This is a genomic window from Pseudomonas fluorescens, assembly GCF_902497875.1.
In the GTDB taxonomy this organism is placed as follows: Bacteria; Pseudomonadota; Gammaproteobacteria; order Pseudomonadales; family Pseudomonadaceae; genus Aquipseudomonas; species Aquipseudomonas fluorescens_BR.
In genome coordinates this window covers 1-24,800 of record NZ_CABVHY010000049.1, presented here as the reverse complement: position 1 = coordinate 24,800, position 24,800 = coordinate 1, and the positions used below count along the sequence as shown (strand labels likewise).

The 24,800-nt window shown below is 58.7% G+C and carries 21 protein-coding genes; 14 read left to right on the top strand and 7 right to left on the bottom strand.

What is annotated here, in order from left to right; genetic code table 11:
• The first annotated feature begins 101 nt into the window (after positions 1–101).
• The 6 genes from F8N85_RS31380 (at position 102) to F8N85_RS31355 (ending at position 9,060) form a co-directional block, all read left to right on the top strand.
• Positions 102–1,982 (top strand): methyl-accepting chemotaxis protein, encoded by a 1,881-nt coding sequence (locus F8N85_RS31380; RefSeq protein ID WP_150807317.1) that lies wholly within the window; start codon positions 102–104, stop codon positions 1,980–1,982.
• A 425-nt stretch (positions 1,983–2,407) separates the two neighbouring features.
• The gene (gene yiaY / locus F8N85_RS31375) at positions 2,408–3,556 is read left to right on the top strand and encodes an L-threonine dehydrogenase (protein ID WP_150807316.1); all 1,149 of its coding nucleotides are present in this window, start codon (positions 2,408–2,410) and stop codon (positions 3,554–3,556) included.
• Positions 3,557–3,780: 224 nt separating this feature from the next.
• Entirely contained in the window at positions 3,781–5,385 is a 1,605-nt protein-coding gene (locus F8N85_RS31370; protein ID WP_150807315.1) for a response regulator, read from the top strand.
• Complete coding sequence (locus tag F8N85_RS31365) at positions 5,382–6,074, top strand: sensor histidine kinase (protein ID WP_150807314.1); 693 nt, start codon at positions 5,382–5,384, stop codon at positions 6,072–6,074. The genes F8N85_RS31370 and F8N85_RS31365 overlap by 4 nt, the downstream gene beginning before the upstream one ends.
• Before the next feature lie 296 nt (positions 6,075–6,370).
• Complete coding sequence (locus F8N85_RS31360; protein ID WP_191636303.1) at positions 6,371–7,612, top strand: glutamine synthetase family protein; 1,242 nt, start codon at positions 6,371–6,373, stop codon at positions 7,610–7,612.
• A gap of 71 nt (positions 7,613–7,683) precedes the next feature.
• Positions 7,684–9,060 carry an MFS transporter gene (locus F8N85_RS31355; RefSeq protein ID WP_150807312.1) on the top strand — a complete coding sequence of 459 codons (1,377 nt, stop codon included), beginning with the start codon at positions 7,684–7,686 and terminating at the stop codon, positions 9,058–9,060.
• Between the two features lie 66 nt (positions 9,061–9,126).
• On the opposite strand, the gene F8N85_RS31350 is transcribed toward F8N85_RS31355, so the two are convergent.
• The 4 genes from F8N85_RS31350 to flgA form a co-directional block, all read right to left on the bottom strand.
• Positions 9,127–9,873, bottom strand: coding sequence for a flagellar brake protein (locus F8N85_RS31350; protein WP_150807311.1), 747 nt, complete (start codon positions 9,871–9,873; stop codon positions 9,127–9,129).
• Positions 9,874–9,968: 95 nt separating this feature from the next.
• On the bottom strand, positions 9,969–10,436 hold the full coding sequence (locus F8N85_RS31345; protein WP_150807310.1) for a flagella synthesis protein FlgN: 468 nt from the start codon (positions 10,434–10,436) through the stop codon (positions 9,969–9,971).
• Between the two features lie 48 nt (positions 10,437–10,484).
• Positions 10,485–10,811 carry a flagellar biosynthesis anti-sigma factor FlgM gene (flgM, locus tag F8N85_RS31340; protein ID WP_150807309.1) on the bottom strand — a complete coding sequence of 109 codons (327 nt, stop codon included), beginning with the start codon at positions 10,809–10,811 and terminating at the stop codon, positions 10,485–10,487.
• A gap of 150 nt (positions 10,812–10,961) precedes the next feature.
• Positions 10,962–11,723 (bottom strand): flagellar basal body P-ring formation chaperone FlgA, encoded by a 762-nt coding sequence (gene flgA / locus F8N85_RS31335; protein WP_150807308.1) that lies wholly within the window; start codon positions 11,721–11,723, stop codon positions 10,962–10,964.
• A gap of 81 nt (positions 11,724–11,804) precedes the next feature.
• Here flgA and F8N85_RS31330 point away from each other — a divergent pair, with 81 nt between their 5' ends.
• From F8N85_RS31330 to flgE, 6 genes are all read left to right on the top strand, one after another.
• The gene (locus tag F8N85_RS31330) at positions 11,805–12,737 is read left to right on the top strand and encodes a chemotaxis protein CheV (RefSeq protein WP_150807307.1); all 933 of its coding nucleotides are present in this window, start codon (positions 11,805–11,807) and stop codon (positions 12,735–12,737) included.
• A gap of 45 nt (positions 12,738–12,782) precedes the next feature.
• Positions 12,783–13,610, top strand: a complete 828-nt coding sequence (gene cheR, locus F8N85_RS31325; protein WP_150807306.1) for a protein-glutamate O-methyltransferase CheR — start codon at positions 12,783–12,785, stop codon at positions 13,608–13,610.
• A 332-nt stretch (positions 13,611–13,942) separates the two neighbouring features.
• On the top strand, positions 13,943–14,350 hold the full coding sequence (flgB, locus tag F8N85_RS31315) for a flagellar basal body rod protein FlgB (protein WP_150807305.1): 408 nt from the start codon (positions 13,943–13,945) through the stop codon (positions 14,348–14,350).
• A 3-nt stretch (positions 14,351–14,353) separates the two neighbouring features.
• Positions 14,354–14,797: a flagellar basal body rod protein FlgC gene (gene flgC / locus F8N85_RS31310; protein WP_150640327.1), complete on the top strand. Its 444-nt coding sequence runs from the start codon at positions 14,354–14,356 to the stop codon at positions 14,795–14,797.
• A 15-nt stretch (positions 14,798–14,812) separates the two neighbouring features.
• Positions 14,813–15,535 (top strand): flagellar hook assembly protein FlgD, encoded by a 723-nt coding sequence (gene flgD, locus F8N85_RS31305; protein WP_150807304.1) that lies wholly within the window; start codon positions 14,813–14,815, stop codon positions 15,533–15,535.
• Positions 15,536–15,565: 30 nt separating this feature from the next.
• Positions 15,566–16,894 (top strand): flagellar hook protein FlgE, encoded by a 1,329-nt coding sequence (gene flgE, locus F8N85_RS31300; RefSeq protein ID WP_150807303.1) that lies wholly within the window; start codon positions 15,566–15,568, stop codon positions 16,892–16,894.
• Between the two features lie 291 nt (positions 16,895–17,185).
• On the opposite strand, the gene F8N85_RS31295 is transcribed toward flgE, so the two are convergent.
• Complete coding sequence (locus tag F8N85_RS31295; protein WP_150807302.1) at positions 17,186–20,077, bottom strand: ribonucleoside-diphosphate reductase subunit alpha; 2,892 nt, start codon at positions 20,075–20,077, stop codon at positions 17,186–17,188.
• A 735-nt stretch (positions 20,078–20,812) separates the two neighbouring features.
• On the opposite strand from F8N85_RS31295, the gene F8N85_RS31290 reads away from it, so the two are divergent.
• Together F8N85_RS31290 and F8N85_RS31285 are read left to right on the top strand one after the other, a co-directional pair.
• Positions 20,813–21,538, top strand: a complete 726-nt coding sequence (locus F8N85_RS31290) for a response regulator (protein ID WP_150807301.1) — start codon at positions 20,813–20,815, stop codon at positions 21,536–21,538.
• Positions 21,535–23,145 (top strand): ATP-binding protein, encoded by a 1,611-nt coding sequence (locus F8N85_RS31285; protein ID WP_150807300.1) that lies wholly within the window; start codon positions 21,535–21,537, stop codon positions 23,143–23,145. Before F8N85_RS31290 ends, F8N85_RS31285 begins: the two co-directional genes overlap by 4 nt.
• Before the next feature lie 160 nt (positions 23,146–23,305).
• Here the strand turns inward: F8N85_RS31285 and F8N85_RS31280 are convergent, their stop codons facing one another.
• Positions 23,306–24,031 (bottom strand): 4'-phosphopantetheinyl transferase family protein, encoded by a 726-nt coding sequence (locus F8N85_RS31280; RefSeq protein ID WP_224795783.1) that lies wholly within the window; start codon positions 24,029–24,031, stop codon positions 23,306–23,308.
• A 375-nt stretch (positions 24,032–24,406) separates the two neighbouring features.
• On the bottom strand, positions 24,407–24,800 hold a 394-nt coding region (locus F8N85_RS31275), incomplete at its 5' end, for a transposase (protein ID WP_150807298.1).

The following is a 24,800-nucleotide window of genomic DNA, read 5'->3' as shown; positions in this document are numbered from 1 at the left end:
GCGTGCACCGAAGTAGAGCGGCCATAGAACGCTGCCTGCGCTGTTACATGGAATGTTGCAACCGGACGCATCCCCACCTTTTGCATAAGAAGCCCCATGACATGAATCTCAAGTTCAGCCATAAAATCCTTTTGGCCGCTTCAGGCGTAGTGGTTCTGGCTTTTGCGTTGTTCACTTTGTACAACGACTACCTGCAGCGAAATACCATCCAGCAGAACCTCGAGTCTTCTGTCGAGCAGGCCGGCGACCTGACCGCCAGCAGCGTGCAGAACTGGCTGAGCGGGCGGATCCTGGTACTGGAAAACCTGGCCCAGAACGTTGCTCACCAGGGTGCCCAGGCGGACTACCCGGGGCTGGTCGATCAGCCCGCCTTCACCTCGAACTTCCAGTTCACCTACGTCGGACAAACCGATGGCACCTTTACCCAGCGCCCTGACGCAAAAATGCCGGACGGCTACGATCCGCGTCAGCGCCCCTGGTACAAACAGGCGGTAGCGGCTGACAAGACTATGCTGACCCCGCCCTACATGGCGGCCGTTGGCGGGCTGGTGGTGACCATCGCCATGCCAGTCAAGAAACACGGGCAACTGTTGGGCGTGGTCGGTGGTGACCTGAGCCTGGAAACCCTGGTGAAGATCATCAATTCGGTGGACTTCGGCGGCATCGGGCATGCCTTTCTGGTCAGCACTGACGGGCAAGTGATCGTCAGCCCGGATAAAGACCAGGTGATGAAGAACCTCAAGGACATCTACCCGGGTTCTTCGCTGCGCATCGAGAAGGGTAATCAGGGGGTCGTCCTGAATAAGCACGAGCGCATCCTGTCCTTCACACCAGTGACCGGTCTGCCTAACGCTGATTGGTACATTGGACTGTCGATCGACAAGGACAAGGCTTATGCGCCATTGAGCCAGTTCCGCACGTCAGCCTTGATCGCGATGTTCGTCGCGGTGACCGCCATCGCGGTGTTGCTGAGTCTGTTGATCCAGGTGTTGATGCGTCCGCTGACTACCATGGGCCGGGCGATGCAGGATATTGCGCAAGGCGAGGGTGACCTGACCCGCCGTCTGACGGTGGAGAACAAGGACGAATTTGGCGAGCTGGGCGGCGCGTTCAACCAGTTCGTGGAGCGGATTCACGCGTCGATTTGCGAAGTCTCGTCGGCCACACGTCAAGTGCATGACCTGTCGCAACGGGTGATGGCATCGTCGAACGCCTCGATCGTCGGCTCTGACGAGCAGAGTGCGCGGACCAACAGCGTAGCAGCGGCAATCAATGAACTCGGCGCCGCGACCCAGGAAATCGCCCGCAACGCCGCCGATGCTTCGCAGCACGCCAGCGGCGCCAGCGAGCAGGCAGATGACGGTCGTCAGGTGGTGGAAAAAACCATTCTGGCAATGACCGAGCTGTCGCAAAAAATCAGCCTGTCCTGCACCCAAATCGAAACCTTGAATGCCAGCACCGACAACATCGGGCACATTCTCGATGTGATCAAAGGCATCTCCCAGCAAACCAATCTGCTGGCGCTCAACGCGGCCATCGAAGCGGCGCGTGCCGGTGAAGCCGGTCGTGGTTTTGCGGTGGTGGCGGACGAAGTGCGCAACCTCGCTCACCGCACCCAGGAATCGGCCGAGGAGATCCACAAGATGATCACCTCGCTGCAGATCGGTTCTCGCGAAGCGGTGACCACCATGAACGCCAGCCAGGTCTCCAGCGAAGAAAGCGTCGAAGTGGCGAATCAGGCCGGTGCGCGTTTGGTCAGCGTGACTCAACGCATCACCGAAATCGACGGCATGAACCAGTCGGTGGCCGCGGCAACGGAAGAGCAGACCGCAGTCGTGGAAACCCTCAACGTCGACATCAACCAGATCAACCTGCTGAACCAGCAAGGCGTGGTCAACCTCAACGAGACCTTGAAGGATTGTGATGCCTTGTCGCAACAGGCCAAGCGCCTGAAGCAGTTGGTCGACAGCTTCAAGATCTGATTGAGGTCTGTCTACCGGACCGGGTTTGTGGGAGCGAGCTTGCTCGCGATGGGCTCGAGGGCGCTGCATTCATTCAGAAAGCCCGCGTTATCGTTGACGTCCATCGCGGGCAAGCCCGGCTCCCACAGGCTTCGCTCCTACCACGGGGCGCGTTACCTCCCAGTACTAAAGGAGGAGTCAATGAAAGCCAAAGGACCATTCCAGTCTGGCGTCGTTGCTTTAGGCTCAATACCACGATCTAAAGATACCGGCTGCGATGGCCCATTCACCTCTGCATCTTAAGACTGTTCGCCTGAACACTTGATGCAGCACACGTCCCCCGCTGAACTTCGTCAATGATGACCATCAGACGAGCCTCACAGCCTGCGTTATGAGTTGAAAACCTCACCTGATTTCCGGGTTTCCAGAATTAAAGAGGATTTATCATGAGCAGCACCTTCTTCATTCCATCCGTGAACATGATGGGCATTGGCAGTCTTGACGAAGCCATGCTCGCTATCCGCAAATATGGTTTCCGTAAAGCCTTGATCGTCACTGACGCAGGCCTGGCCAAAGCCGGCGTGGCCGACAAGGTAGCCAGACTCCTGGCCCAGCAAGACATCAATTCCACCCTGTTTGACGGCGCCAAACCGAATCCGACGGTCAGCAATGTCGAGAAAGGCCTTGAGCTGCTTGGTCGCAGCGACTGTGATTTCATCATTTCCCTGGGTGGCGGCTCACCCCATGACTGCGCCAAGGGCATTGCCCTGTGCGCCGCCAACGGCGGGCACATCAGCGATTACGAAGGTGTCGATCAGTCTGCCAAGCCACAGATGCCGTTGATCGCGATCAATACCACCGCCGGTACCGCAAGTGAAATGACCCGTTTCTGTATCATCACCGACGAAGTCAGGCACGTGAAAATGGCCATCGTCGACCGCAATGTCACGCCCCTGTTGTCGGTCAACGATCCTTCGCTGATGGCCGCCATGCCCAAGGGCCTGACCGCCGCCACCGGGATGGACGCACTGACCCACGCGATCGAAGCCTACGTATCGACTGCGGCAACGCCGATCACCGATGCCTGTGCACTCAAGGCCGTGGAGCTGATTTCGGCCAACCTGCGCACCGCCGTTGCCACCGGTGACGACATGAACGCCCGGGAGAATATGGCTTACGCGCAATTTCTTGCCGGCATGGCCTTCAACAACGCTTCGCTGGGTTATGTCCACGCCATGGCGCACCAACTGGGTGGGTTCTACGACCTGCCCCACGGTGTCTGCAATGCGATCCTGCTACCCCATGTCGCCAGCTTCAACGCCAGCGTATGTCCGGCCCGGCTGAAAGACGTCGCCAACGCCATGGGTGTCGACACCCAGCATCTGGATGCGGAAAAAGGCGCCGCCGCGGCCATCGCCGCCATCCGCAAACTGTCTTCGGATGTCGGTATTCCGGGCGGCCTCGCCGAACTGGGTGCCAAGGCTGACGATATCCCGATTCTGGCAGCCAATGCCATGAAGGATGCCTGCGGCTTTACCAATCCGCGTCCGGCCAATCAGGACCAGATCGAAGAGATTTTCCACACGGCGATGTAACCGATGTGAAGTGATCGCCAACCAAATCAAAAGCCCCGCCTTCGGCTGAAGTGTGGGGCTTTTTTCGATGTGTGACGCGGATGTACAGGGTCGAAAATAAACCGGCAATTGCCTGCCCCCCACCTATAAGGGAATACCACCTGTGGCCGATAACCTGACATGCAGTCGTCTACCTGCGCTGCATTTGTCATTGGGTTCATCTTCCTACTTGCCTGGAATCTTCGATGCTCGAGTACCAACAAAAAAGTTTTTTGATCGTCGACGATTTCTCTGATTTCCGCAGTTCCGTCCGGTCGATGTTGCGTGAGTTGGGGGTCAAGGATGTCGATACGTCCGACACGGGCGAGCAGGCTCTGCGCATGTGCGCACAGAAGCGCTACGACTTCATTCTGCAGGATTACCATCTGGGCGACGGCAAGAAGAATGGCCAGCAGGTGCTTGAAGACCTGATGGTCGAGAAGCTGATCAGCCATGAAAGTGTGTTCATCATGGTGACTGCCGAGACCAGCCAGGCCATGGTGCTCAGTGCCCTTGAGCATGAGCCGGATGGCTACTTGACCAAGCCGTTCAATCGCGCAGGTCTGGCCCAGCGGTTGGAGAAGCTGGTACAGCGCAAGAATCTGCTCAAGCCGATCCTGCAGGCCCTTGACCGTGGCAAGCCCACTGAAGTCCTGGCGGCCTGCGCGGCGCTGTGCAAGCAGGAGCCACGCTTCGCTCCGTTGTGCCTGCGTTTCCGTGCCGACGCTTTGCGCGATCTGAATCAGGATGAGGCGCTGGAGCGCTTTCTCAATGCCATTCTGGCAGACCGCCCGCTGCCCTGGGCTTATGCGGGGCTGGGGCGGTTGCTGATCAAGCGCGGTCAGGTCAGCCAGGCGAAGACTCTATACGAAACGGCGCTCCGGGCTTTCCCGATGATGCCGGCGCTCTACGACGGCATGGCGGATGTGCTGGTCGCCCAAGGGGACAGCAGACGCGCACAAAGTGTGCTGGAGGAGGCCGTCAGCTTGTCGCCGCTGGCTGTGCGCCGCCAATCGCTGCTCGGCAAGCTGGCGTTGGCCAATGAAGATTTTGAATGTGCCTCGAAAGCTTATCGCCAGGCGGTAGCCCAGGGGCAGCAGTCACGGTTCAAGGACCCGGAGAGCAATCTCGGACTGGCCCATGCGTTGATCAGTAAAGGCAGTGAAAAAGGGCTGGACACCCGGGCCCGGCTGGAGATCAACGCGACCCTGAGCGCAGTGGCCAAGGAGCATGTCAACGATCCAGGGCTGCAAGTCCGCGCACGGCTGATGAAAGCCACCAGCCTGCTGATCAACGATGCCGAAACCGCCGAGAAACTGACTGAACAGGCGCTGGCCCGGCTTGAAGGCATGGAGCATTTCATGAGTGCCGAGGCGGCGCTGGTAGTCGCCAGGCAACTCCAGCAACTGGGGCATGCGCAGGCCGGTGCGTCGGTGTTGAAGAACTGCGCGGAAATCTACGGTGACGACCCGCTGGTGATGCAGGGGATTGCCAGGCTGACCGACGACCCGTTGATCCTCAATGCCGGAGCTGCCGCAGCCGATCTGAACCGTCAGGGCGTGCGCAGTTACAAGGCAGGTACGCTGACCGAAGCGCGGGCGCTGTTCCGCGGTGCGTTGTTGTTGCAGCCGAAGAACATCAGCATTGCCCTGAACATGGCGCAGTCGCTGCTGCACGGTGGCGACGCCAGTCTCGATGCGACATTGATGGAAGAGTGCCAGATCTGCCTGAAAATGGTCGGCATGATGCCCGAGAGCGATGCGCGATATCCGCGTTACCAGAAGTTGCGAAGCAAGGCATTTGGCGAATGAACGACGCAGATCAGGGGCTGGATTTTTCCACGGTGATGGCCTCCACCGTGCACGACATGAAAAACTCCCTGGCCATGCTTATGCTGAGCCACGCCCAGTGGCTCGCACGCTTGCCTGATACCCAGCGGCAAACCGCCGAACTGGGGGTGATCGAGTACGAGTTCGCGCACCTCAATGGCCTGCTGGTGCAATTGCTGGGGCTGTACAAACTGGGCGTCAACCAGCTGCCGTTGCAGCCGTCCTACCACGAGCTGGATGACTTCATTGAAGCGCAGCTTGCCTGCCACCAGGAGGTATTCAACAGCAGAGGGATTGTCGCGCGCTATGAGGTCGATGACTTCAGCCCGCTCGGTTTCTTCGATCGGGAGTTGATCGGTTCGGTGCTGGCCAACATCATCAACAACGTCATCCGCTATGCCCGCCATGCCCTGTTGATCAGCGTCCGCGAGGAAGCCGGACAGCTGCTATTGACCATCAACGACGACGGCGACGGTTATCCGGCGCAAATGATCGAGCGGCAGGCGGATTACGTGCAGGGCATCAACCAGAACAGTGGCAGCACTGGCCTGGGCCTGTACTTCGCCGCCCGCATTGCGCAACTGCATCAGCGCAACGGCGTGCGCGGTCGGATCGAGATCGGCAATGGCGGCCCCTTGGGCGGCGCATTGTTCAGCCTCTATCTTCCGTGAGCACCGTCGACGTCCAACGACCCACCTGGCGTAACCTCGCGGTGAAATGTGAATTATCGTTTCAGCCGGCACTTCAGGTCTGAGCGGCATCTTTATCGCTGCTTTTCGCTTGTGAGTGCTTGATATCCCGAACAGGTGGTGCGTATTTTGTACGGGTCGCCGTTCGCGGCTTGCACTACAACAAGGATTGAGTCATGACTACCGATGGCCACAGTTCACTCGCGCAGCGATTGACGGGCATTGATGAGATTGAATGTGTTACTCCGGATCTTAATGGGGTGCCACGGGGCAAGGTGATGACCGCTGAGGGTTTCCTCGAAGGGCGGCGGCTGCAGATGGCGCGGGGGGTGCTGCTGCAATGCATCATGGGCGGTTATCCGCCGGCGCGTTTTTACGGCAGCGATGACGGCGACCTGGCGCTCAATGCCGATCCGAAACACATCTATCGCCTGCCCTGGAGCAAGCAGCCGCGGGCGTTGGCGATTTGCGACGCGGATGAGTTGACCGGGGAAAGCTCGCGTCTCTCGACTCGCGGTCAGCTCAAGGCGGTCATTGCCCGTTACGCGGCGCGAGGGCTGGCGCCAGTGGTGGCGACCGAGTTGGAGTTCTTCGTGTTTGCGCCGAACACCGACCCGACTCAACCGTTCCTGCCGCCAGTGGGCCTGGACGGACGCCGCGAGCAAGGTCATTCGGCCTTCAGCGTCAGTTCCAACAACGGTTTGCGGCCGTTCTTCAGCGAAGTCTATGAGTGCATGGCGGCGCTGGGCCTGCCGCGCGATACCTTCATGCATGAGATGGGCGTCAGCCAGTTCGAGATCAATCTGCTGCACGGCGATCCGTTGCTGCTGGCTGACCAGACGTTCCTGTTCAAGCACCTGCTCAAGGAAGTGGCGCTCAAGCATGATTTGACGGTGGTCTGCATGGCCAAGCCGCTGGCGCATACGCCGGGCAGCTCGATGCACATTCACCAAAGCATTGTCGAGTCGGGAACCGGGCGCAATGTGTTCAGCGACGATGCCGGACAGCCGACCGCGACCTTCCGGCATTTCATCGGCGGCCAGCAGGCGGGCATGGCGGATTTCACCGCGCTTTTTGCGCCGAACGTGAACTCCTACCAGCGCTTGTGCCATCCTTACGCGTCGCCGAACAATGCCTGCTGGTCCCACGACAATCGAGCTGCCGGATTGCGCATTCCGGCCAGTGCGCCAGTGGCGCGACGGGTCGAGAACCGCTTGCCAGGCGCTGATGCCAACCCTTATCTGGCAATTGCCGCGAGCCTCGCTGCCGGGCTTCACGGTATAGAACACCAGCTGGAACCGACGCCGGCGATCCAGGGTGAATTCGAGGTGCCGGACAGTTTGTCGTTACCTTGTACCTTGCATGCGGCTCTCGAGCGTCTGAAACGTAGCCAATTGGCAAAGGAACTGTTTGGCAAGGAATTCATCGAAGGCTACGTCGCTTCGAAGACCATGGAGTTGACCAGCTTCTTTGACGAAATAACGCCCTGGGAACGGCGTGTTTTAGCCGCCCAGGCATAACCGATCCGTCGCCGTCGGGCTATCGTTGTCGATAGCCCGACACTCACTGCAAGGAGCCGCTCGGAACGCCGATGCGCCAAATCTGGAAATCCTTTCGCGCGCTTTATTTCGCCTCGCTGATGATGCTGATCGGCTCGGGCTTGCTCAGTACGTACCTGGCATTGCGCCTGGCGGCCGACCATGTCGACGGCCTGTGGGTCGGTGCGTTGATGGCTGCCAACTATTTCGGCCTGGTGCTGGGCGGGAAAATCGGCCACCGGTTGATTGCCCGGGTCGGGCATATCCGGGCTTACGCGACCTGTGCCGGGATCGTCGGCGCAGCGGTGCTGGGGCATGGGCTGGTGGATTGGTTGCCGGCGTGGCTGGTGCTGCGGATGATCGTCGGCCTGGGCATGATGTGCCAGTACATGGTTATCGAGAGCTGGCTGAACGAGCAGGCCGAAGCCAAGCAGCGTGGGCTGGTGTTCAGCGGCTATATGATTGCTTCCTACCTCGGGCTGGTGCTGGGTCAGTTGATACTGGTCATGCACCCGCAATTGGGCCTGGAACTGTTGATGCTGGTGGCGCTGTGTTTTGCCTTGTGTCTGGTGCCCGTGGCCATGACCCGGAGGATTCACCCGGCGCCCTTGCATCCGGCACCGATGGAGCCGCGGTTCTTTATCAAACGTGTACCGCAGTCGTTGAGTACCGTGCTTGGGTCGGGGTTGATCGTCGGTTCATTTTACGGGCTGGCGCCGCTATATGCTTCCCAGCAAGGGCTGAGCACCGAACAGGTCGGTCTGTTCATGGGTACCTGCATCTTTGCAGGTCTGGTGGTGCAGTGGCCGCTGGGGTGGTTGTCGGATCGCTATGATCGCGCGCTGCTGATTCGTTGTTTCGCGATTTTTCTGGCGCTGGCCGCCTTGCCTCTGGCGATCATGCCCAAGGTGACGCTTGAGGTGTTGTTTATCGCCGGCTTCCTCTGCTCATTGGTGCAGTTCTGTCTGTATCCATTGGCGGTGGCATTTTCCAATGACCATGTCGAAGGCGATCGGCGGGTGTCGCTGACGGCGATGCTGCTGGTGACTTACGGCGTCGGCGCAAGCATCGGGCCGCTGGCGGCGGGGGTGCTGATGAAGCTGTTCGGCAGTCAGATGTTGTATGCCTTTTTCAGCTTTTTTGCATTGGTGCTGGTGTGGCGCATTCGGCCGAAGGCTGTGACCAACCTGCATCAAGTCGAGGATGCTCCGCTGCATCACGTGGCCATGCCGGACAGTATGTCGAGCTCGCCTTTGGTGGCAGCACTTGACCCACGGGTCGATGAGCAGGTGGTGCAGGATCAGATGCAAAATTCGCCAAGCCCTGAGCCTGAGCCGGAACCTGAATCGGAGCCCGATCCTGATCCGGACACGCCGCCTGAGGAGCCTGGGGCTGATCATCCCCACGGCCTCAGTGCCGCCAGACCTTAGGCGCTTTAGAATGAAAAACGGGCAGTCACCGCGAGGGACTGCCCGTTTTCTATTGCGGCATCAGCTTCACATATCGTCTTTATCGAAACGGCGCGCTTCACGCTGCAGCTGATAGACGAAACGCTCGACCTGCCGTTGCACCAGGCCGCTCATGTTGTGGAAGCGTATTCCGGCGAAGGTGATGTCGATCCGCTCTTCATAATGCAGGTAACGCAGTTCCACCGGCGCGGTCATGTTACCGAAGGGCAGGGCGGCGATGAAGCGGTCGTAGACTTCGCCAAGCTGTAGACCGCCGCAGATATCGCCTTCAAAGCGCAACTTGCAGCCGGTCGCCGAAATGTCCAGCAGCTTGCCATTGATCGGGGTCTTGAGTTTTGTGCCGCCAAGCTCGATGTTGACCAGTTGCGCCAGTTTCAGCGCTGCGCGAAATGCATTGCGCCGTTGGTGATAGACCACTTCGATCGGCATCGTGCCGCGATAGCAGCGACTGTCTTTGGATTCATCGATCGTCAGTGTGCCGTTGCTGTCCCAGGCGATTCGCACGCCGTCATGGAAGCCCTCGACGCGAAACGCTTCGCCGTTGAGCAGGAAACGTTCGCCGTCGCGAGGAATCATTTCGTCCAGCGCAATCGTATTACTGTCTCGATCGACTTCGACCAGATAGCTCTGAAAGCGCTGAGTGCGCTCGTGGAAAGTGATGATCAGTGGGTCATGGCTTTCATGCAGCAGCCGCAGATTGGCGGCGATTTCCAAAGAGGTGGAGAGCACCTTCGGTGGCTGCGGAGCGTCTTCCGCATTTAAGGCATTGAACACGGTTCATCAATCTCCAGACAAAATACCACTACACGCAATGGGCCGGCATTTTGCCAGCAAGTGTCACGCCTTCATAGGGCGCGCTCGTTCGCACTTCAAGCTTGACTGAGCGGGCGCGGCTTCGCCAGCAGGGAGGTTGATCCGCGAGCATCATAAAGCGCAGGAGGTTCGCCGCCAGTGAGGATCTTCAGCTGATTGGCCGTGGTGGCTTGCTGAACCTGGATCGAGCGACCGTTGAGTTCATTGGCTGCCTGGCATTGGGCCAGAAGCTGATTGAGCGCATCGCTCTGCGCCAGCAGTTGATCGCCAACGGCCGATTGCCCGGCAAGTTGTTCCAGGCCGCTGTGATTGGCTGGCAGGTTCAGGCTGACAAGGATCTGGCTGCGTAAACGGCCATGCTGTTCAAGCAAGATGATCAGAGCCTGTTTCTGCGCGAGAATACCTTCGAGCAGTCGCATATCGCGACCGTGCAACGCCAGGGATTCGGCTTGCAGCAACTCCAGCAACTGCCCGGCTGGAGCAAAATCGTCAGTGATCAGTTGCAGTAGATTAGTGTCGTGCATGGCTGGCCTTGGGTTTTAAGCGTCCAAAAGCCTGGCGCAGGCCGTTGGCTAGCGCTGGGCTTCGAAGTTGAGCAGTTTGCTGGCTACACGGTTGCTGTCGACTTTATAACTGCCATCGGCAATCGCTTGCTTCAATTCGGCCACGCGGGCCTTGTCGACAGCAGGTTGATCGCGCAGCTTGTCAGTAACCTTCTGCAACTGTTGAGCCTCATTACTGAGATGTACCGATTCCCCGCTTTTGCTGGTACTGGCCTGTTCGGCCGGGGTATTCACCGGCGCGGATTTACCGGCGTCGCCGGTTTCCCGGGTGCCGCTGGTACGCGTACTACCTGTGGGTGTGGGGACATTATTTAATCGGCTGAAATCGATGACCATGATGGAAAACCTCTGGGTATTTGGACGCTTGCCATGTTTTCGGCCATACCCGGAAAAACTTTAGGTCCAATTATCGGTGAGCGCGCACGCAGCGACTCTTGCCCTGCTTGAGGCACAGTTTAGGGAACGCCGCAGCTTAGCGCCAGTTCCCTACATGGCGACCTCAACCTGGCCCGGAGCGGTCACGCGCGCCCTGATCACCCGTTGAGAATTCAGATTCTTGACCCGTATCTGTTCGCTCAGGCCACCGTTGGACAGCGCTTCGCCGGGCATTCGCACACTGAGCGTCCCGCTGCGAGCGGAAATCACTACCTGGTCGCCTTTGCGAACGACCTCCGCTTGCTCCATAAAGGCCAAGGTGATGACCTGGTCGCTGACCATTGGTCGGACAAGTTTCTGCCCGATCGCCTGATCGACAGTGGTCAGATAGCCCTGATTGATCTGGCTGATGTCGCGCTCGCGCAAGATGACGTCTTGCGGACCGATGATTCCCATGCGTTTCAGCGGGCGGGTGGTGGTGACAATTTCTCGAAACAGGCGCACTTGAGCGGGGACGAAAACCGTCCAGGGCGAGGCGCCATCGCACCGCACCCGCACGGTAACGCGACCCAACGGTTGTGCCGGGCTCTCCAGGGTCGCTGTCAATTCCTTGTCGCACATCGGCATGCGCAGACGCGGATCGAGCTGGCTGACCTGGATTTCATAGCGTCCTGCGGTTTGGCTGGTTGCCAGATAATCTTCGACGGTGAATTCAAGAAAGCCTTGAGTGACGCCGATAAGTAGATCAGGCAAGGTAACCGTATCAGCAACGGCAGGGCTGCCAAGGTTGAAAAAACACAACGCTGACAGCGCGCAAAGCAATTTGCGGTACTGTGCTGTCGGGCGTCGGAAAAATGTCGTATGTGCGTTCATAAGAGTTAAAAAGCAAGCGCCGTGCCGTTTAGTGATGAATGTGCGTCGCAACACACTTAGCGTTGGTGTAGGAGTCTGGGCATGGCTGGTGTAATGGATTCGGTAAACCAGCGCACGCAACTGGTGGGGCAAAATCGCCTTGAGCTGTTGTTGTTCCGTCTCGACGGCCAACAGCTGTATGGGATCAACGTGTTCAAGGTTCGCGAGGTGCTGCAATGCCCGAAGCTGACCCTGTTGCCCAAATCCAGTCCTGTCGTGTGCGGTGTGGCGAATATTCGCGGGGCGACCATTCCGATCCTGGATCTGGCAATGGCCACCGGTTCCGGTCGATTGCTCGATCAGAGCAATCCCTTCGTCATCATCACGGAGTACAACACCAAGACCCAGGGTTTCCTGGTTCGGTCGGTGGAGCGCATCGTCAACATGAACTGGGAGGAGATCCATCCGCCACCCAAGGGCACGGGTCGCGATCATTACTTGACGGCGGTGACCCGGGTTGACAATCAGTTGGTCGAAATCATCGATGTCGAGAAGGTCCTGGCTGAAGTGGCGCCAACCTCGGAAGCCATCTCGGTCGGCGTGGTAGACGTTGAAACCCGGCACAAGGCGGTTTCCCTGCGGGTGCTGACGGTCGACGATTCGTCGGTGGCGCGCAAGCAGGTCTCGCGTTGCTTGCAAACGGTAGGCGTTGAAGTCGTGGCGTTGAACGACGGCCGACAGGCGCTGGATTACCTGCGCAAGATGGTCGACGAGGGCAAGAAGCCGGAAGAAGAATTTCTGATGATGATTTCCGACATCGAAATGCCAGAAATGGACGGTTACACCCTTACGGCCGAGATCCGCAACGACCCGCGCATGCAAAAGCTACATATCATCCTGCATACTTCGTTGTCAGGAGTGTTCAATCAGGCGATGGTGAAGAAGGTCGGTGCCGATGACTTCCTTGCCAAATTCCGTCCTGATGACCTGGCATCCCGGGTAGTCGACCGGATCAAAGCAGCAGATATCAGCTAGGGGCGTCTGCCCCTGGTGGTCAACACGATTTAAGAGGCGGCATCTTTGTCTACGGGTAATTTGGATTTCGAACAATTCCGGGTCTTCCTGGAAAAAGCCTGTGGCATTTTGCTCGGTGAAAACAAGCAGTATCTGGTGTCGAGCCGTCTCAATAAACTGATGGAGCAGCAAGGCCTAAAATCCTTGGGTGAGCTGGTTCAACGTATTCAGACACAGCCGCGCAGTGGATTGCGCGAGATGGTGGTGGACGCCATGACCACCAACGAAACCCTGTGGTTTCGCGATACTTACCCGTTCGAGGTGCTGAAGAACAAGGTGCTGCCGGAGGCGATCAAGGCCAGTCCGGGTCAGCGCCTGCGCATCTGGTCGGCGGCCTGCTCGTCGGGGCAGGAACCCTATTCGCTGTCCATGTCGATCGATGAGTTCGAACGGACCAACCTGGGCCAGCTGAAAATGGGTGCGCAGATCGTTGCCACGGATTTGTCCGGCACCATGCTCAACAACTGCAAGACGGGTGAGTACGACAGCCTGGCCATTGGCCGCGGCCTCTCTACGGAGCGCCTGCAACGTTATTTCGATCCGAAAGGACCGGGGCGTTGGGCGATCAAGGCGCCGATAAAGAGTCGGGTTGAGTTTCGTTCGTTCAACCTGCTGGACAGCTACGCCGGCCTGGGCAAGTTCGACATCGTGTTCTGCCGCAACGTGCTGATCTACTTCTCCGCCGAGGTGAAGAAGGACATTTTGCTGCGGATTCACAGCACGCTGAAGCCGGGCGGTTACCTATTCCTTGGCGCTTCCGAAGCGCTCAATGGCTTGCCGGATCATTACCAGATGGTTCAGTGCAGCCCTGGGATCATTTACCAGGCGAAGTGATGGGTCGGCTACACCAGAACGGGAGTCCTCAGGGGCTCCCGTTTTTTTTGCCTGCCCAATGTGGGAGCGAGTTTGCTCGCGATGAGGCCAGCCCATTCAACATCGATGTTGACTGCCACACCGCAATCGCGAGCAAGCTCGCTCCCACAAGGGGTAGGTGTTTCCCGTGAGAGCGGCAGAAAAGCGGCAGGCAGCGGAAATCAGTTGCCGCTTTTCTGGCATTGCCACCTTGCCGATGCCCGCAAAGCCCCGGTTTACGGGCTTTTTTGAACTGGCACGACGCTTGCTATGCTCATCGTACGAGAAAACCGGTCACCCAAAGGTCACCCGACATGAGCATCAGCTTCGATAAAGCGCTCGGTATCCATGAAAAAGCCCTGGGCTTTCGCGCTCAGCGTGCCGAAGTTCTGGCCAACAACATCGCTAACGCCGATACCCCGAACTACAAGGCTCGGGATCTGGATTTCGCTGCCGTGCTTGCCGCGCAGAATGAAAAGACCAAGAGCGGCACCTTCGCGTTGAACGTGACCAATAACCGTCATCTCGAAGCCGAAGGCCTGGGCAATGGCGACGAGTCGCTGTTGTATCGCACGCCGATGCAACCGTCGATCGACCAAAACACCGTGGACGCTCAGCTGGAACAATCGAACTACGCGGAAAACTCGGTCAACTTCCAGGCCAGTTTCACCCTGCTCAACAGCAAATTCAAAGGGCTGATCTCAGCCCTGCGCGGAGAGTAATCCATGTCCCTAGCCAGTGTTTTTAATATTGCCGGTAGTGGCATGAGCGCTCAAACCACGCGCTTGAACACCGTCGCCAGTAACATCGCCAACGCCGAGACCGTGTCTTCGAGCATCGATCAGACCTACCGCGCTCGTCATCCGGTATTCGCCACCATGTTCCAGGGCAGCCAGAGCGGCGGCAGCGATTCGCTGTTCCAGAATCAGGATGCCGCTGGCCAGGGCGTACAGGTGTTGGGCGTGGTCGAAGACCAAAGCAACCTCGATGCACGCTACGAGCCCAATCACCCGTCTGCTGACGCCAAGGGTTATGTCTACTACCCAAACGTCAATGTGGTCGAGGAAATGGCTGACATGATTTCTGCCAGTCGTTCATTCCAGACCAACGCCGAAATGATGAACACCGCCAAAACCATGATGCAGAAGGTCCTGACTCTCGGTCAGTGATAAGGGGCGACTCAGATGAGTGTTACCGATTCCACCAGTGGCGCGAGCCTTGGCGACATCCTCAACAACACGTCGAAAAAGACTCAGTCAACCTCCGATGACCTGGCGTCGGCAGCCAGCAGTACGGCTGGCAGTAAAGCGTTGGGGAAGGATGCTTTCCTGCAATTGCTGGTCACCCAACTGAAAAACCAGAACCCGCTGGAGCCGCAGGACAACGGCGCGTTTGTCGCGCAGTTGGCGCAGTTCAGCAGTCTGGAAGGCATTACCACGCTGAACGATTCGGTAACCTCCCTGGCCGGCAATTACAAGTCGTCCCAGGCCTTGCAGGCTTCATCGCTGGTCGGCCGTTCGGTGATCGTGCAGACCGACTCCGCAGTGATCGACCCGGCCAAAGGTCTCACCGGTTCGGTCGTCCTGGGGGCTTCGGTGTCCAATGCCACAGTGACCATCACTGACAAAGATGGCAAAACAGTCAAAACCATCGAGCTGGGTGCTAAGTCGGCCGGCAGTGCCGACTTCGTCTGGGATGGTGTTGACGATAAGGGCGTCAAGGTCGAGCAGGGGACCTACACCTTCAAGGCGACCACCAAGACCGACGACGGCACCACGGCATTGCTCACTTACCTGCCGGCGACCGTCAACAGCGTGTCCCTGAGTCAGACGGGCGGCGAGATGATGCTCAACCTCGCTGGCCTGGGCAGCATTGCCCTGTCCAAAGTTCAAACTATTGGTCTATAGAGCCGGCTAACGCGGCACAAGGAGTGAAATATGTCTTTCAATATTGGCCTCAGCGGGCTCTATGCAGCCAACAAGCAACTGGACGTTACCGGCAATAACATCGCCAACGTCGCCACCACCGGTTTCAAATCTTCCCGCGCGGAATTCGAGGACGTGTACTCGGCAACCAAGCTGGGTACCGGTAGCAAAACCGTCGGCGGCGGCGTCAATCTGGCCAACGTTTCCCAGCAGTTCAGCCAGGGCGAGGTCAACGGTTCCGGCGGTATGCTGGATATGGGGATCCAGGGCGGCGGTTTTTTTGTCCTGAGTGACAATGGCTCGCGCGCCTACACCCGTGCCGGTACTTTCCAGCGCGACAAGGATGGCTACGTCACCACCTCCGATGGCTCTGCTCGCCTGCAGGGTTATGGTGTGGATGCCAATGGCCAAATCAACAAAAGCGGGCTGACCGATTTGCGGATCAACCTGTCGAACCTGGCGCCCAAGGCTTCAAGCACGGTTGACTCCACCAGTAACCTCAAGTCGACCAGCGAAGTTATCGATCAAGTGGCCAAGCCCTTCGATCCCAAGGAGCTGTCGACCTTCACTGACCAGTTCAGCACCCTCATCTATGATACCCAGGGCAATTCCCACCCGATGGATCAGTATGTGGTCAAGACCGGTCCCAATACCTGGAACACCTATACCCTGATCGATGGTCGTAACCCGGACGGCACGCCAGTGACCGGCGCCGGCAAAGTCGCGCCAGTGCCTTCGGTCATCTCTTTCGATTCTTCCGGAACGCTGACCGGCATCATTACTCCACCCAGCGCCGTATCCAATACCACGCTGACCATTCCAGGGACCGGGGCTGGAGCCTGGAAGCCCGGCGCGATGATCAACGGTGTGTGGGCCTCGAACGGGGCTGCGGCCAACCCGGACGGTATTGGCATCAACATGAAGGATATCACCCAGTACAACTCGGTGACCTACCGTAATCCTCCTGTTACGGACGGCTACGCCACGGGCGAAATCACCGGGCTGAAAATTGATGGCAGCGGTGTCTTGTTCGCCAACTTCAGCAACGAACAGAGCCAGGCGATCGGGCAGATCACCCTGGCCAGCTTCAACAATGAACAAGGTCTGCAACCGGCTGGCGGCACCAGCTGGAAAGAAACTTTCGCCTCAGGCCAACCGGGTTTCGATGCACCCGAAGTAGGAACCCTGGGATCGATCGTTGCAAATTCTCTGGAAGGCTCCAACGTCAACCTGACCAATGAACTGGTTGACTTGATCAAGGCGCAAAGTAACTACCAGGCCAACGCCAAGACCATCTCCACCCAAAGCACCATCATGCAGACCATCATTCAGATGACCTGATGCTGGTGGGCTGACATCGCTGCACAAAGAGCCCCTCGCAAGAGGGGCTTTTTTATGGTGTTGGTTGAGGATGGCAAAGATCAAAAGATCGTCCGAACGCGGCCCGAACCTTCGGCAACTCCTACAGAAGCGCGTTCGACATATGAATCGGGTCAAGCGCGGTCAATGTAGGAGCTGCCGAAGGCTGCGATCTTTTGATCGTTCTTTCCTCAAGGCAAAAGAAAACCCCCGACAAACCAGAGGCTCATCGGGGGTTTCGAGTAAGCGCCTCGCGGCGCCTACCGGCTCAGCTTATTGGCAAGCTTCGCAATCCGGCTCGTCGATAGCGCAGGCCTTTGGCACTGGCGCCGGACCGGCAGGCGCTGCCAGGACCGAATCGTCACCGTGGTTGCCGCTGGAAACAGCGTTCAGCTTGTTGGTGCTGATGGTCGACTTCTCGGTGCTGGTTGCGGCCAGGGCACGGAGGTAGTAAGTGGTTTTCAGACCACGGTACCAGGCCATGCGGTAGGTCACGTCCAGCTTCTTGCCCGAAGCGCCCGCGATGTACAGGTTCAGCGACTGAGCCTGGTCGATCCACTTTTGGCGGCGGCTGGCGGCGTCGACGATCCACTTGGTGTCCACTTCGAAGGCAGTCGCGTAGAGCTCTTTGAGTTCTTGCGGGATGCGTTCGATCTGCTGCACGGAACCGTCGTAGTACTTCAGGTCGTTGATCATCACCGAGTCCCACAGACCGCGAGCCTTCAGGTCGCGAACCAGGTACGGGTTGATCACGGTGAATTCGCCCGAGAGGTTCGATTTCACGTAGAGGTTCTGGTAGGTCGGTTCGATCGACTGCGATACGCCAGTGATGTTGGCGATGGTCGCGGTCGGTGCGATGGCCATGATGTTGGAGTTACGAATGCCTTTCTGCACACGGGCACGGACTGGCGCCCAGTCGAGGGATTCGTTCAGGTCGACATCAATGTACTGCTGGCCACGTTGTTCGATCAGGATCTGTTGCGAATCCAGCGGCAGGATGCCTTTGGACCACAGCGAGCCCTGGAACGTCTCATAAGCGCCGCGCTCATCGGCCAGGTCGCAAGAAGCCTGGATCGCGTAGTAGCTGACCGCTTCCATCGACTTGTCGGCGAATTCGACGGCAGCATCGGAACCGTACGGGATGTGCTGCAGGTACAAAGCGTCCTGGAAGCCCATGATGCCCAGACCGACCGGACGGTGCTTGAAGTTGGAGTTCTTCGCTTGCGGCACCGAGTAGTAGTTGATGTCGATCACGTTATCGAGCATCCGCACGGCGGTGTTCACGGTGCGTTCCAGCTTGGCGGTATCGAGCTTGCCGTTGGTGATGTGGTTCGGCAAGTTGATCGAACCCAGGTTGCAGACAGCGATCTCGTCCTTGTTGGTGTTCAAGGTGATCTCGGTGCACAGGTTCGAGCTGTGGACCACGCCAACGTGCTGCTGTGGGCTGCGCAGGTTGCATGGGTCTTTGAAGGTCAGCCATGGGTGGCCGGTTTCGAAGAGCATGGAGAGCATTTTGCGCCACAGGTCTTTGGCCTGGATGGTCTTGAACAGCTTGATCTTGCCCGGGTACTGGGACAGGGCTTCGTAGTACTCGTAGCGCTCTTCGAAGGCCTTGCCGGTCAGGTCATGCAGGTCCGGTACTTCGGACGGCGAGAACAGGGTCCACTGGCCGTCATCGAAGACGCGCTTCATGAACAGGTCAGGGATCCAGTTGGCGGTGTTCATGTCGTGGGTACGACGACGATCATCTCCGGTGTTCTTGCGCAGCTCGATGAACTCTTCGATGTCCATGTGCCAGGTTTCCAGGTAGGCACAGACAGCGCCTTTGCGCTTGCCGCCCTGGTTGACTGCAACGGCGGTGTCGTTCACCACTTTCAGGAAGGGTACGACGCCCTGGGATTTGCCGTTGGTGCCCTTGATCCAGGAGCCCAGCGCGCGTACCGGAGTCCAGTCGTTGCCCAGACCGCCAGCGAATTTCGACAGCATGGCGTTGTCGTGGATCGCGTGGTAGATGCCCGACAGGTCATCCGGCACGGTGGTCAGGTAGCAGCTCGACAGCTGTGGACGCAGGGTGCCGGCGTTGAACAGGGTCGGAGTCGAAGACATGTAGTCGAAGGACGACAACAGGTTGTAGAACTCGATGGCACGGTCTTCTTTGTTCTTCTCTTCGATCGCCAGGCCCATGGCCACGCGCATGAAGAAGATCTGCGGCAGTTCGAAACGGATACCGTCCTTGTGGATGAAGTAACGGTCGTACAGGGTCTGCAGGCCCAGGTAGGTGAACTGCTGGTCACGCTCGTGGTTGATCGCCTTGCCGAGTTTTTCCAGGTCGAAGGTGGCCAGGACCGGGTTCAGCAATTCGAACTGGATGCCTTTGGCGATGTACGAAGGCAGGGCCTTGGCGTACAGGTCGACCATTTCGTGGTGGGTGGCGCTGTCGGCGACTTCGAGGAAACTCAGGCCTTCGGCACGCAGGGTGTCCATCAGCAGGCGAGCGGTCACGAAGGAGTAGTTCGGCTCACGCTCGACCAGGGTCCGGGCGGTCATCACCAGCGCGGTGTTGACGTCTTTGAGGGCTACACCGTCGTAGAGGTTCTTCAGGGTTTCGCGCTGGATCAGCTCACCGTCGACTTCTTCCAGGCCTTCGCAGGCCTCGGTCACGATGGTGCTCAGGCGACCCATGTCCAGAGGCGCCAGGCTGCCATCGGCGAGGGTGATGCGGATCGATGGGTGAGCTTGCACCGGCTCGTCGGTGCTGGAACGGGTGGCGCGCTCTTTGGAGCGGGCGTCACGGTAGATCACGTAGTCGCGCGCGACTTTCTGCTCGCCGGCACGCATCAGGGCCAGTTCGACCTGATCCTGGATTTCTTCGATATGGATCGTGCCGCCCGATGGCATGCGACGCTTGAAGGTCGCGGTAACTTGTTCGGTCAGGCGGGCAACGGTGTCGTGGATTCGCGACGATGCAGCGGCGGTGCCGCCTTCAACTGCGAGGAACGCTTTGGTGATAGCGACGGTGATTTTGTCATCGGTGTAAGCAACGACGGTGCCGTTACGCTTGATCACGCGCAGTTGACCAGGCGCGGTGGCGGACAGATCCAGATTCGAATCGGTGGCCTGCGGCAAGGTACCCTGCGGGTTCTCGCGAGTTGTGTCGGTTTGCATGGGTGTCTCCACGTTCTCTATGTTTGTTTGGGCACCATTACGGTGCCCACCGTTCTGTCTGAAGCACTACAACCGGCAAGCGCCGGGCATAACAACTTCGAGACAGGAGGAAGGAGCTCTTTCGGGCGTCGCTTCCATGCCGAAGTCTTTGGTTTCCAGCCGCAGGGCTGAGAACCGAAATCTTGAAGGGTGCCACTATCAGTACTGCAACACCCGTACCGTTTTCGCCATCAGAGGTGGGAAAACAGCAGCCATCCGCAGGCGCGGTTTGGTCTTCTGAAAAAGTCTTTGGTTCCACCAGACAGAAGCAATAAAGCGCTTGAGTTTCGTGTCTGATTTGTGTTTGGTTTTTTTGCGTAAAACCCTACATGTAGGGTTTTTTTGTCGCCGAGCTACAAGATAATGCGTTTTGGGGGGTGAATGCAACGTGCTGCCTGTGGATAAATCTGTGCGTAAATTGTGCATGAAACCCGCAAACATCGCGTAGGCCTTGACCCCGTTGGAGTAGACCGTTTGTCATAGATTTTTACCGCCGGAAACTGTCTTGGGCGGATTTTTGCGGGCGCGAACCCTATCACAAAAAAACACCGTTACCGAGCGCATTTACCCGCTTGTGTACTCGAGGCCGGCCGTTGCTACAATCGGCTGTTTTATAGACTGTGTTATCCACTCCAATCATTACAAAAAGACGGGTGGATCCTTCCTGAATGTGGTTTTGGCAAGCAGAGGTCACCGGTGGAGCAAGAAGCCTGGCAGGTATTGATAGTCGAGGATGACCAGCGTCTGGCTGAGTTGACCCGCGAGTACCTGGAGAGTAACGGCCTGCGGGTGGCTATCGAGGGCAACGGAGCCCTGGCGGCGGCGCGGATCATTGCCGAACAGCCGGACCTGGTGATTCTCGACCTGATGCTCCCCGGCGAAGACGGCCTGAGCATCTGTCGCAAGGTACGCGATCGTTATGACGGGCCGATCCTGATGCTCACCGCGCGCACCGACGATATGGACCAGGTACTGGGTCTCGACATGGGCGCCGATGATTACGTCTGCAAGCCGGTGCACCCGCGCTTGCTGCTGGCACGCGTCCAGGCCCTGCTGCGGCGCAGCGAGCCGGCGGAACCGGCGGCGCCGGAAAAACTCCGGCGCCTGCAATTCGGCCCGCTGGTGGTGGACAACGCGTTGCGCGAAGCCTGGTTGCATGACAATGGCATCGAGCTGACCAGTGCCGAGTTCGATCTGCTGTGGCTGTTGGTGGCCAATGCCGGGCGGATTCTGTCCCGCGAAGAGATATTCACCGCGCTTCGTGGCATCGGTTACGACGGTCAGGACCGCTCCATTGATGTGCGGATCTCGCGCATCCGTCCGAAGATTGGCGATGACCCGATTCATCCGCGGCTGATCAAGACCATTCGCAGCAAAGGCTACCTGTTTGTCCCTGAAGCCTGCACAGAAATGCCGCTGTGAACTCGATTTTCCTGCGCATCTATGGCGGTATGTGCGCGGCACTGATTCTGGTGGCGGTGCTCGGCGTGCTGGCCCTGAACCTGCTCAATCAGGTGCGCAGCGAGCAGTACCGCGAGCGCCTGGCGCACGGTACGTTTTCATTGATGGCCGACAACCTGCAACCGATGACCGAAATGGAGCGGCGCCGGGCGCTGCTGGTGTGGGAGCGGTTGCTGGGGATTCCCCTGGCCTTGCAGACCTTTTCCCAGACCAGTCTGGATCTGGGGCAGCGTAATCGCGTGCTGCGTGGTCAGGCGCTGGTGGAACAGACCGGTCCGTACGCGGCGAAGGTCTATCGACTGGTCAGCAACAAAGAGCAGCTTGTGCTCACTGGTGAAGTGCAGCAGATCAGCGAGCAACTGGCGCGGGCCACCATTTACCTGTTGGCCGATGAGCTGGTGCGCTACCCGGTAGCCGAGCAACCGCAACGCCTGGCAGCGCTGAAGAAGGACAAAGGCTTTGGCTTCGAGTTGCAGTTGGTGACCCTGGACCAGGCGGACATGGACGAGGACCAGCGTCGCCGGGTCTCCGAAGGCGATACGGTGATGGCGCTGGGCAAGGGTGGCGATTCGATCCGGGTATTTGCCGGGATGGTCGGCACACCCTGGGTCCTGGAAATCGGACCGCTGTATCAGATGAATCCTTATCCGCCCGAGTGGCTGGTGTTGATTGCTGCGCTTGGCCTGAGTCTGATCGGCTTGATCGTGTATCTGCTGGTGCGGCAACTGGAGCGACGCTTGAGCGGTCTGGAGTCGGCCGCGACGCGGATCGCCAAGGGCAGCCTGGAAACCAGGGTACCGGCCCGGGGTGCTGATTCGATCGGGCGTCTGGCGGCGGCATTCAATGGCATGGCCGAGCATTTGCAGCGCTTGCTGGCGATTCAGCGCGAACTGGTGCGGGCCGTGTCCCACGAGTTGCGCACACCGGTGGCGCGCTTGCGTTTCGGTCTGGAGATGATCGGTTCCGCCACCACCGAGCAAGCCCGGGAAAAATACCGGGTGGGCATGGACAATGATATCCAGGACCTCGATCGGCTGGTCGATGAAATGCTCACCTATGCCCGCCTGGAGCAGGGCTCGCCGGCGCTGAATTTCCAGCGGGTCGATCTGGATGCACTGGTTAATCAGGTGATCAGCGAATTGGCGCCGTTGCGCGGCGACGTCAAGGTGCAGCGTGGTCTTTGCCTGTCCGCCGCCGACTGCGACGACGCCTGGGTAGAGGCCGAGCCGCGCTACTTGCATCGCGCGTTGCAGAACCTGGTGAGCAACGCCATGCGCCACGCCGAGTCGCAGGTATCCATCAGCTATCAGGTCGGCCAGCAGCGCTGTCGGGTGGACGTCGAGGACGACGGTCCGGGCGTGCCGGAAAGCGCCTGGGAGCGGATCTTCACTCCATTTCTGCGCCTGGACGACAGCCGCACTCGCGCGTCCGGCGGGCATGGCCTGGGATTATCGATTGTGCGGCGGATCATCCACTGGCATGACGGCCGGGCGTTGATCAGCAAGAGCAAGAACCTCGGAGGCGCCTGTTTCAGCCTGAGCTGGCCACGGCATCAGGAGAAAAATTGAGGATTTGGCTTGACCTCGTACCCTGTGGGAGCGAGCTTGCTCGCGATGGACGTTAACGATAACGCGGGTTTTCTGAATAACCGCGCCGACCTTGAGTCCATCGCGAGCAAACGGAACGCCGCCCGGCTGCTCCTACAAGAGGAAGAGGCGCTAAAAGACCTTATCCCTTGATACTGACCAGGCTCAACAACTGCCCATCCTTCACACTGAATTGCGCATCCAGCTCACTGCCATGGCGCCATTCACTGGAAAGATCGGTCAGCAGGCGCAAACGGGCGTGCCCGCTTTCGTTCCATTCAAGCAGTTCGGCATGCTCGAAGTAGAAGCGTTGCCGGACGATCGGGTACAGCGCCTTGAACAGGCTTTCCTTCACCGAGAATGTCAGCGTCACCAGCAGCGCGATCTGCTCGGCGGGGCCGGCGTCCATGCGTTGCAGCTCCGCCGGGATGAGGATTTCACCCGCCAGCCGCCGGGCGCGCTCGGCGTTGAGCAGGTTTTCCAGGTCCATCCCCAACCCACGCCAATGCTCCTTGCGCGCCACAATGGCGGCGGCCCGCCCGGTGCTGTGGGTGATCGAACCGCAGATGTGGGCCGGCCATACCGGTGCGCGATCCTCACCAATGGCCGGGCAACAATCGAGTCCCTCAAGCTGCTGCAAGGCCGCCCGGGCACACAGGCGCCCGGCGAGAAACTCCGCCTGACGCTTGGCCACCGAACGCTGAATGCTCGCGGGCGGTTCGATTGCGCTACGGCGGAAATCATCCGCTATCAGCTGTGATGGATCAAAGTGAGTACCCAGCAACACCGTGCCCGGCAAGGCGACAGGCAACGGCCAGTGGGCATCGAGTGGCGTGCAGCAGGCGGGGAGGGGCGGGTGCGGATTCATGTCGGGCATTTTGCCGGGTCGGGACCGTGCTGGGTAGTGGCTCTGGTGTAAACTTGTGGTAAGGGAGCTTGCTGTGGCGAGGGCTTGCCCCGTCGGCCGGTCCGCGCTCGGGCGCAGCAGTCGCAAAGCCAGCGAGCTCGGTGTACCTCAGGAAACACGGTTGCAGGTTTTGGGGCTGCTTCGCAGCCCAACGGGGGCAAGCCCCATAGGCGCTAACCAAATCTCTCGCTCCATAGCTCATCTTGCTGGTATCCCCGCTTTTTTCGCGGGGATTCGCGCAGTGCACGACTGAAGTAATCCCATTTCTCAAGACACGTAAACAACGACAAGCGGGGACTGATCACGCTACAAAGCAACCAATGGATAAAGGCCATTTCACGCCAGCGACAACGCCTCTGAGCCACGTTTTCTTGAATGCCCCTCGCTCTCGACAGGGGAAAAATGCTCGCCTGTGGCGATCAACCGCTCAATAAGGCAAGCCACTAATAATTTCCCTTGCAGCCAGGCTTTCGCGCCTTCCGGGTTTTTCTTTCTCAAGCGCGATAACCCTAGCAATGACTTCATCCGCTTGAACGCCAACTCCACCTGCCAGCGGTGCCGATAAAGGGCCAAGACCTCTTGCGCACTCAGGCAGTCCAAGGTCGTGACCACCACAACGTAGCCTGCTGCCTCCACTGTCTGTGATTGAAGCTGCTTCTGTTTTTGCTTTTTTTGTGCAGTTCTCTGTAACTTGCGCTCGCTTTCCATCCTTTGTTCATCCGTCTTGCGG